The organism is Microbacterium sp. AR7-10 (assembly GCF_001878835.1).
Lineage (GTDB): Bacteria > Actinomycetota > Actinomycetes > Actinomycetales > Microbacteriaceae > Microbacterium > Microbacterium commune.
In genome coordinates this window covers 1-5,017 of sequence record NZ_MJIR01000123.1, presented here as the reverse complement: position 1 = coordinate 5,017, position 5,017 = coordinate 1, and the positions used below count along the sequence as shown (strand labels likewise).

3 protein-coding genes are annotated in these 5,017 nt (G+C 72.1%); 2 read left to right on the top strand and 1 reads right to left on the bottom strand.

What is annotated here, in order from left to right:
* The first annotated feature begins 84 nt into the window (after window positions 1–84).
* Window positions 85–1,530, top strand: a complete 1,446-nt coding sequence (locus BFN01_RS14925) for a sulfatase (protein ID WP_071645106.1) — start codon at window positions 85–87, stop codon at window positions 1,528–1,530.
* Here BFN01_RS14925 and BFN01_RS14920 read toward each other — a convergent pair.
* Window positions 1,514–2,935: a sulfatase gene (locus BFN01_RS14920; protein WP_071645105.1), complete on the bottom strand. Its 1,422-nt coding sequence runs from the start codon at window positions 2,933–2,935 to the stop codon at window positions 1,514–1,516. The genes BFN01_RS14925 and BFN01_RS14920 overlap by 17 nt on opposite strands.
* Window positions 2,936–3,016: 81 nt before the next feature.
* On the opposite strand from BFN01_RS14920, the gene BFN01_RS14915 reads away from it, so the two are divergent.
* The gene (locus BFN01_RS14915) at window positions 3,017–4,981 is read left to right on the top strand and encodes a DUF2264 domain-containing protein (protein ID WP_071645104.1); all 1,965 of its coding nucleotides are present in this window, start codon (window positions 3,017–3,019) and stop codon (window positions 4,979–4,981) included.
* Window positions 4,982–5,017: the final 36 nt, after the last annotated feature.

The following is a 5,017-nucleotide window of genomic DNA, read 5'->3' as shown; positions in this document are numbered from 1 at the left end:
TCCGCGAGCCCTCGCCCAGGCCGAGCTTGCGAACCCGCGAGGCTTTCTTGTTTAGATGTGTATAAGAGCCAGGGATGGAGCCCCATGACCCGCCCGAACATCCTCCTGATCGTCTCCGACGACCACGGTCACGCCGACCGCTCCGCCATGGGCACGCCCGGGGTGCACACCCCGGTGCTCGACCGCCTGGCGGCCGAGGGCGCGACGTGCACCGACGCCTACGTGACCGCGCCGATCTGCTCGCCGTCGCGCGCCGGGCTCATCACCGGGCAGTACCAGCAGCGCTGGGGCGGACTGTGGTTCGACTCGGCGCACATCGGCGACGCCCCGACCATCGCCGAGCGTCTTCGCGACGCCGGCTACGCGACCGGGTACTTCGGCAAGGTGCACTACGGAGACGAGACCGCCGCCGATCGCGGCGCGCCTCCGCACCACGGATTCGACGAGTCGTTCTACGGCCTGGCCGGTCAGTCGATGGGGCGCCTGCACTACCTGCACCACAGCGACGACGCGGTCGCCGAGTACGGCGAGGCCGCGGAGGCGATGGGGGTGCAGCCGTTCTGGTCGGGCGAGGAGCCCGTCGAGTTCGACGGCTTCACGACCGACGAGATCGCCGACCGCGCGGGCGCGTTCATCGAGAGCCGCGCCGGCGAGCAGCCGTTCTTCGCCATGGTCGCCTTCAACGCCGTGCACAACTTCTGCTGGCAGCTGCCCGACGACGAGCTGGCCGCACGCGGCCTCGAGAAGCCAGACGACTGGCATCCGGGAGCCGCGGAGTACCTCGACTGGTACGACGGGGCGATCAGCCCGAATCTGCCGGACGGGCGCGCCTTCTATCTCGCGCAGCTCGAGCTGATGGATCGCGCGATCGGCCGCCTGCTCGACACCCTCGACGCCGGGGGCGTCGCCGAGGACACCATCGTCGTCTACCTCACCGACAACGGCGGGTCGCAGTGCAACTACGGTGACAACGGTGCGCTGCGCGGCACCAAGTACACGCTGTGGGAGGGCGGCATCCGGGTGCCGTTCCTCGTGCGCTGGCCCGGCGTCGCCGCGGCGAGCACGGTGGTGAGCGAGCCGGTGAGCGCGCTGGATCTCGCCCCCACGTTCGCGGCCGCCGCGGGGCTCGAAGCCTACCCGGACGGTGACGGGCGCGATCTGCGCCCGGTGCTCGCCGAGACGACCGACGCGGAGACGCCCGACGCGGAGATGTCCGATGCCGAGACGCTCGCGGACGAGCGGCACGGCGACCGCGAGCTGCACTGGGACTGCGGCTGGCAGTGGGCGGTGCGTCGCGGCGACTGGAAGCTGCTCTGGGTGGACGGCGACAGCCCGACCGCCGAGTACGTGCGCGCGGTCGAGCACACGAGCACCGGCGAGGGCCTCATCCTCACGGACCTGGCCGGCGACCCCGGCGAGCGCGACAATCTCGCATCCCGTCGTCCGCGGCTGGTCGCCCAGCTCACCCGCGCGCACGAGCGCTGGCGGCAGCGGGTCGGGCTGCCGCCCGCGCCTACGTCAGGGGACTGAGCATTCCGGCGAGCGCGGCGGCGCCCTCCCACTCATCCCCGGCGCGCTCCAGCTCGTCGCGCAGGCGGCCGATCAGGCCGGCCGCGCGCGGATGCTGCGGGCTGTCGTCCATCTCGTAGGGATCGGCGGCGAGGTCGAAGAACTGCACTCTCAGACCCGACGCCGGATGCCAGGTCGCGACGACCTTCGCGGTGCGTGTGCGCAGCCCGCGCACGCTGCCGGGGTCGGAGCGCGACGCGTACCGCGTGTAGACGGTGGCGTCGTCATCGTCGGTGGCGGGGACCTCGGCGGCGCCGCGCAGCACGCCGGAGCGGTCGCGTCCCACCATCCGCTCATCGCGCGCGTCGACGCCGGCCAGGCCGAGGATGGTCGGTGCGAAGTCGAGGGAGTCCAGCACGGTGTGGGACTCCCCTGCCGGGACGAGGTCGGGCGCATGCACGATGAGCGGCAGGCGCATCGACTCCTCGAAGGGGACGTTCTTGTACATCAGGCCGTGGCTGCCGAGCTGCATCCCGTGGTCCGAGGTGAACAGGATCACCGTGGGTCGCGTCGTGTTCTGCTCGGCGACGGCCGATGCCAGACGGCCGACCTGCTCGTCGACACCGGTGATCGCGGCGAAGTAGTCGCGGGCGATCACCGCCGCCTCGTCGGCGATGGGGGTGCCGTGCGGCACGTTGGGCCGGTTCAGCAGCGCACGCGGGTCGAGGTCGGCGTAGTGCGCGCGATAGCGGTCGGGGACCTGGTCGAACGGCTGGTGGGGCGGGTTGAGCGAGACCATCAGCGCGTAGGGCTCGTCGCCGGCATCCCGCACGAAGTCGATCGCGACGTCGATCTCGTGCTCGGCCGACCACTGGTCCACGTCCACCCGGTCCTCCCGGCCGGCGTCGGTCGTCCAATAGTGGGGCGCGAGGTGCCGGTCGGCCGCACCGTACGAGTACCAGTAGTCGAAGCCGAAGCGTCGATGCGGCGGCGACCAGGCATCCCACACCTTGCCGTCGTCGCGGCGCCCCTCGCCGAACCGCTCGTCGTCGTCGACCGGCGGCTCGAGATGCCACTTGCCGATGTAGCCGGTCCGCCATCCGCTCTGCCGCAGCGCACTCGCCCACGTCGGCAGATCGTCGCGCAGACCGACACCATCCTGCGCGCTCTCGGAATTCACGTTCAGGGTCACGCCGTTCACATGCGGACGCATCCCGGTGAGGAACATCGCCCGGTGCGGGCTGCACACCGGGTACCCGCTCACCGCCTGGCGCATGACCCGCCCGCTCTCGGCCAGCGCGTCGAGATGCGGGGTGTGCACCGGGTCCTCCCCGACGACGCCGAGCGATGCGGCGCGGAACTGATCGGCCATCACGACGAGGATGTTCGGGCGGTGCGGCACGGCGGTCTCCTGGCTCGGGGTCACGCCAGTCAACGCGATCGGGAGGAGAGGATTCAACACGTTCTCGTCTTGAATCCTCCTGTTCGCCCCGGCGACGATCGGGGCATGCCGACGATCGCCCCCGCGTGGATGCCACCGGACGACCCGCTCTCCGCCCCGTACACCGGGTACACCCGCGCGCACTGGGTGGCCGCGGCCGACCGGATCCTCGACGCGGCACGACAGCGGTCGACGAACGGCGGGGCGCTGGTCGACTTCTCAGCCGCCCCGGGCACGGCGGATGCCGGAGCGGGGCCGCCGATGGACCGGCTCGAGGGGTTCGCGCGCACTTTTCTGCTTGCGGCTCTGCGCATCTCCGGTGATCCGGCCGGCACCGAGGGCACGGCGCCGCTGATCGCGCATTACGCCGAGGCCGTGCAGCACGCGATCGCGCAGCGGATATGGCCGGCGCTCACCGATCACAGCCAGGCCACCGTCGAGGCGGCATCCATCGCGATCGCCCTGCACCTGACGCGCGACACGGTGTGGGCGGCACTGGACGACGCGACACGTGACGGCGTGCACGCCTGGTTCGCGCAAGCCCGGGGCACCTGGTGCGCCGACAACAACCACGTGCTGCTGGGTGCCACCCTGGCGGCGTTCAACCATGCCGGCGGCTTCGCCGACGGACGGGACACGGTCGAGAACGCGCTCGACCGGATGGACGACTGGCACCGGGCCGACGGCTGGTACACCGACGGCGACGGGAGACGCTTCGACCACTACAACGCCTTCGCATTCCACTGGTATCCGTTCTTCATCGACGAGCTGATGGGCGCCGGCTTCGACGACCGGCGCGCCCTGCACCGCGAGCGTCTCGCGGCGTTCGTCGACGGCTATCAGCTCCTGTTCGACGCCCGCTGCGCGCCGGTCTTCCAGGGTCGCTCGCTGATCTACCGGTGGGCGACGGCGGCGCCGTTCTGGATGGCGCGCCGGGAGGGCCTGGACGTGCTCGGCCCCGGGATGACACGGCGGCTGACCAGCGGCATCCTGAGGCACTTCGTCGACGGCGGCAGCCTCGACACCGGGGTGCTCTCGCTGGGCTGGCAGCGAGAGCCGATCCCGAGCATGGTGCAGTCGTACAGCGGGCCGGGATCGCCGTACTGGGCCGCGAAGGGCTTCCTGGGCCTGGCGCTGCCCGCCGACGATCCGGTGTGGAGCGCGGCGGAGGCCCCGCTGCAGATCGAGCGGACGGACGTGCGCCGTGTGCTCGACGGGCCGCGCTGGCTGATCGAAGGTCGCGCGGACGACGGCATCGTGCGACTGCACAACTTCGGCAGTGACGGGCACCCGACCCGCGATGACCCGCTGTACCGCCGTCTGCAGTTCTCCTCCGTCACCCGGCCCGTCCCCGGCGGCACCGTGCGCGACAGCGACCTCACCATCGACGGGGCCGTGCACCGCCCGGCGACCCGCGCCACGGTCGGGGCGCGCGGCGGTGCGGTGACCCGCGCCCTCGACGCCGGCGGGCGGCACGTGGTCTCCCGCGTGGCGACCAAGATCGTCGGCGCCGGCGTCGTGCACGTGGCGCGCCTGACCGGCTGCGTCGGACTCCCGGGTCGGGTGAGCGGTGCCGCCCTCGTCGCCGACGACGACAGGCCGGTCGGGATCGCCCCGCAGGGTCAGGGCGAGGCGGTAGACCGAGGCGAGGTGCGGGATCAGGGCGAGGCGGTGGCGCAGAGCGCGGGCCTCGTCAGCGCCGTCCGCTTCCTCGGTGCATGGGCGGCATCCCCGTCTGCGGAGCCGGCGGCCCTCCCGCTGGCGCCCGTCGGCGTGGTCGAGCGGATCGCCGACGGCGCCGACGTCCTGCTCTGCCCGACCGTGCGCCTCGGCCCCCTGCCCGCCGAGGTGGTCATCGTCTGGCAGACCGCCCTGTCACGGGCATCGATCGCCGCGCTCGAGATCAGCGACGTGGTCGTGCACGACGATCACGTCGCCCTGACCGTCGACGGCGAGCGGTGCGTGTTCCGCTGGTCGCTGGCCGAGTTCCTCCCCGCCGACGTCGAGGCGCAGCTCATCCGCCGACCGTAAGCACGGGCCAGCGACCACTTCTCGCTCCGGTATGAG